The 4,743-nt window shown below is 45.9% G+C and carries 3 protein-coding genes; all 3 read right to left on the bottom strand.

All coding sequences use genetic code 11. The annotated features are described in order from the left end of the window. Positions 1-841: malate dehydrogenase (locus L0J61_RS09310; RefSeq protein ID WP_301466170.1), on the bottom strand; the 841-nt coding region annotated here is incomplete at its 3' end. Positions 842-1,203: 362 nt separating this feature from the next. Next, positions 1,204-2,100: a hypothetical protein gene (locus L0J61_RS09305; protein ID WP_301466169.1), complete on the bottom strand. Its 897-nt coding sequence runs from the start codon at positions 2,098-2,100 to the stop codon at positions 1,204-1,206. A 315-nt stretch (positions 2,101-2,415) separates the two neighbouring features. Beyond that, on the bottom strand, positions 2,416-4,533 hold the full coding sequence (locus L0J61_RS09300; RefSeq protein ID WP_301466168.1) for a lytic transglycosylase domain-containing protein: 2,118 nt from the start codon (positions 4,531-4,533) through the stop codon (positions 2,416-2,418). Positions 4,534-4,743 lie beyond the last annotated feature (210 nt).

The following is a 4,743-nucleotide window of genomic DNA, read 5'->3' as shown; positions in this document are numbered from 1 at the left end:
AGTAGATTAGACCTTCAGCGATACCGTACTCGCCGTTTGAGTATACACCCATTGATACCCAATCATTTTCATCAGAACCAAGCGCCCAAGTGCGCATGTGAGCGATAGCAGCATTGGCCGCTGAAGCTGCAGATGAAGCACCGCGAGCTTTAATGATAGCTGCACCACGCTGCTGTACTTCTGGGATATAAGTACCTTCGTACCAGTCACGATCTACCAAGTCTAATGCTGGTTTGCCGTTTACAGTACAAGCAGTCAGATCAGGATACTGAGTTGATGAGTGGTTGCCCCAGATAGTCATGTTCTTGATATCATTGACGGTGCTATCAGTTTTGTCAGCCAACTGCGCCATAGCACGGTTGTGATCCAAGCGAGTCATCGCCGTAAAGTTACGTGGATCAAGGTCTGGTGCATTACGCTGAGCGATTAGCGCATTGGTGTTTGCTGGGTTACCAACAACCAATACTTTTACGTCACGGCTAGCAACGTCATTTAATGCTTTACCTTGTGCTGAGAAAATTGCAGCATTGGCTTCTAGCAAGTCCTTACGCTCCATACCTGGACCACGTGGACGGGCACCGACTAATAGAGCATAGTCGATATCTTTAAATGCAACATTAGCGTCATCAGTTTGAACGATATCAGCCAACAATGGGAATGCACAATCTTCTAATTCCATGACCACACCCTTTAGGGCGTCAAGAGCTGGCGTAATTTCAAGTAACTGCAAAATCACTGGCTGATCTTTACCTAGCATTTCACCTGATGCGATACGAAATAGCATTGCGTAGCTAATATTACCAGCGGCACCAGTGACGGCAACACGTAAAGGCTGTTTCATTGACATTGAATACTCCCTATTTGATGATTATCATTGTAGATATCGACGTTTTAGATATCGACTTGTTTGCTGCATACTAGCAGCCATAAACTAAACCGAAAGCTAGTGTAGCACTCGGTCAGTCAGTCGTCTAGAGACAATAAAGGACCTAGAACAGATTATCCTATTATATTGTTACATTTTATACAGAGCTGTTTATGGTCGCCTCAAAGCCGATAAGAAACCCGCAAAAAGGCATTATCATCACTGATAGCTCATGTTCATGAGGGCGGTATGCTGTAAAGAGAATAGCTTAGAATTTACTTTTGAGCGCCTATCGCTTGCAGCGCTATACTTTTGTAATTTTGCATTATATATAAAGCCTACTGACCGCCTGAAATAATGAACTGGCTACCACAGCTATCGACTTTGCTATGGCAAGTACCAAAATCATTGCCTTCATAGCACACATGGATATCTGTTAAAACAGACTGTCGACGCTTGCCTACTTGGCAAACCAAATCGATGCTATTGGATGACATACCTTTGTTTAGGCGTGTCATTTGACCGATAAACCGTGACTTCGAAACGGTATAACTATTACCCGTATTCAGCTCGTTTGGTAATTTTAACGATCCAGCATAATTGGTGATCTGCCGAAAATAGCTGGCAGCGCTGAGTGGACTACAGGCACCGTAACGCTGCCACACTTGGCTACGTACTGCAGTGTCAGGCATGATACGGTTGACGACTTTAAGTTGTAACGGCGTCAATCGAGGCACACTACCTCGACCACAGTGCTCGCCATACCCCATATCCAATCCTGAAACCGTCAAAGAATAGCCTTCTAAACACTGGCGCATACGCGTTCGTGTTGGTTGAATATTACATAGTGCTGGCGTCATTTCAATCATCAAGACCCGCTGCCCTGTTTTATCAGCGTTGGCAGCCTGGGCTGGCATTAACATGAAGCCTTGTAAAACCATCAATGCACCTAAGGTCGGTACTATCTTAACGTCGTTTTTGGCGTTCTTGGCACTCCCAACGTTCTTAGCACTCTCAGCACTCTCAACACCGGTACTACAGTTTTTCTCTATCTCCCGTCGATAAAAAAAGCGAGAGCGTTTGGCAATGTTTGTGATCGGAAAGATACGAGATGGTGGTGCACTCGACAGGAGAAAACTTGGCGTCGACTCGGGTGTCAGTCGCCTCTTCATCTGAGAAGCTGACTGCTGGCTCGCTTTCGATAATACAGACAAAGTGAAATATTTTTTAATCATAGGGGCTGAGAACGTCTAGCAATGATAAAACTGGGCTGTCGCTTAAGCTATGTTTGGCTAATTGTGCATGCAGTTTCTTATAACCACTGCACGCGGCATCAGACTAACAAAGGACATAGCGAGCGATTAATCAGCACGAAACAGAAGGCAATAACCAATAGACCAGAAATTGAAAACAATTGCTGTAATGTTAGCAAAGCAATATTTTTAATCTATAGCAGAAACGTAAACATAATCTCAAACACTACAGACACAATGTGAAGAAACCATTAACGATCACTCATCAATGGTTTATTTGGAAAGCATGTGGATATATCAAAAATCCGGAGCGACTGTCCCCATACGTTGACTAATCGGCTGACTACGACCCAGTAAACTACCATAAACAGTTGCGTTTTCCATCACGTGCTTCACATAATTACGCGTTTCAGGAAAGGCAATCGACTCAACATATTGGTCAGCAGCGAGTGAGCCATAAACAGGCTGCCAGCGTTTGGCATCGTTAGGGCCAGCATTATAACCTGCGGTTGCCACTGTTGGTTGCTGGTTGAGCCTGCCCAAAATATCGCCCATGTACCATGTGCCGTAGCGAATATTAGTATCGCCACTGTTGGCACGGCTCGCACTATAGCTTTCACCTAGGTTTCGAGCGATATATCTGGCTGTGTCAGGCATGATTTGCATTAGACCACTTGCACCAACGTTTGAGCGTGCTGTCGTCACAAAGCGACTTTCCTGGCGCATGATGCCATATGCCCAAGCAGGATCGATACCCGCGGACCGACTGTAGCGTACAACCTCCTCTTGATGAGGCATCGGATGCGACAGCGCCAAGCTGTCCACTCTATCGGTATTATCAATCGCATAAATTGCCCGATCGAGCCAGCCCATATCATGAGCTCGACTTGCAGCAGCGACGATCAGGCTGTCGTCACGGTTGTCTCGTGCCTGTTTTACTGCCCAGTTCCATTCGCGATTGGCATAAGCACGGCTCGCACTGGAGTTGTATAACGCAAATGCACGAGCAAAATGGGGGTCTTGCATGACGCGGGCACGATCAGCAGCACTGACATTGGGCAAGCGATTGCCACCCATCTGACTGGCATCGAAACGTTGACCGACTTTATCTTTGGCCATCATCCCATAGTAATCATGACTTCTGGCCAAATCTTGGTAAATGCTTTTAGCAGTATTACGCTTGCTAGCATCGCTTGACTGCTCATACGCGCGCGCCAGCCAATACTGCCATTGGTTCCCTTTTTGCGTTTCGCCATTCATTTTTGTGATGGCTTCGATCACATCTTCCCAACGGCTAAAACGAATAGCCGCCATGGCATAATCTTCAGCTTCTTCAAAATTGAAATCATCATCTAAGCTTTTACGAAACCACTCTACCGCTTCAGCATTAAAGCCGTCATCTGTATTATGGTTCATACGCTTCACCCCAATGATACGATAGGCATAGCGACGAGTATCATCATTAAGCAGTTTTGATGAGCGCTGGTTGTCTTGTTTGATGTCGTAATCTAACTGCATGGCAGCTTCACGATAAGACTTATCTGTGAGACGACCCATTGCATATAAATACAAATATTGATTGGTTTGACTGGCGGGCTCGCGACTAAACTTGCTAAAGAAAGATGACGGACTTAGCTGAATCTCACTCAATGCAGAGTAAGGAATGGGCGTACCCAAGCTCGATGACAACGCCATGATATCGCCTGTCTTGCCTGTGCGTAGCATACGCTTGAGGCGAGATACGCGATCTTTATCACTGATCAGCGCATTGTTATTCATCTCCATCGCTAACTGATCACACAAGGCTGGCTGTTTTTGCGTCGTCAGCCAAACATCCGATTTCGCCGCCATAGCACGCATGGTATCGCCGCCATTATTGAACCCAAGTGCGATTGCACAGCGCTCACTGGCATCAGCGTTGGTAATCAGATTTGCCACTTGGCGTACGGACGCATAGTCATTAGATCCGGCTTTGCTTTCAGCAAAATCAGCCACCAGTTTTTCTGCCATGACCGTATCCGGATATTGACGCACAAACTGCGACACTGCTGCTGAGCTTTGCGAATTCAAGTCCAGATTCATGCGCCAATAAGTTGGGTACATCGCAAACAACCCGCCACTCATTTGCTGCTCGTAATTAAACAATGCGCCCACATCATCGCGATCTGCTGCGATGGCAGCTGGCATAAAGTAGTCAATGCCATTATCTTGCTGATTGTTTCCTTGCTCGAAGCTGTTGTTGTCGCCCCATGTCAACTCTGCGCAAGCAGCTTGTGACAACCCAAGCGCACCCACCGCTGTCGCCAAACTTAATGCACTTACTCGTAGCTTACTGGTATGCTGTCGATTCGGACGTTTCTTTTGATCGGGAGACTCTCTACCCTCAATACTATGAGCAACATGCAACTTCGTCATACTAATTCTCTTTAATTGTCTCTAAAAATGTGTGAATAGCGATGTGGCAAGTACCGCCGATGTTATAACACTTATCATACTATATAGGTTGCGTACTCAACCATCACCTTTACCTTTTGTTAATAAACATGACAGTGCGGCGTAACATGAGGGTGATGGCAGGCAACAGTTATTCATAAAAGCACTGCCAATAGAAATAAACAATTGATA

It is taken from the genome of Psychrobacter sp. (genome assembly GCF_030457785.1).
In the GTDB taxonomy this organism is placed as follows: domain Bacteria; phylum Pseudomonadota; class Gammaproteobacteria; order Pseudomonadales; family Moraxellaceae; genus Psychrobacter.
This window is presented reverse-complemented; position numbering and strand designations above follow the sequence as displayed.

Coding starts and splice junctions, on each gene's coding strand:
- L0J61_RS09305 (WP_301466169.1), bottom strand. CDS start 2,100: ATGATTAAAAAATATTTCACTTTGTCTGTATTATCGAAAGCGAGCCAG.
- L0J61_RS09300 (WP_301466168.1), bottom strand. CDS start 4,533: ATGACGAAGTTGCATGTTGCTCATAGTATTGAGGGTAGAGAGTCTCCC.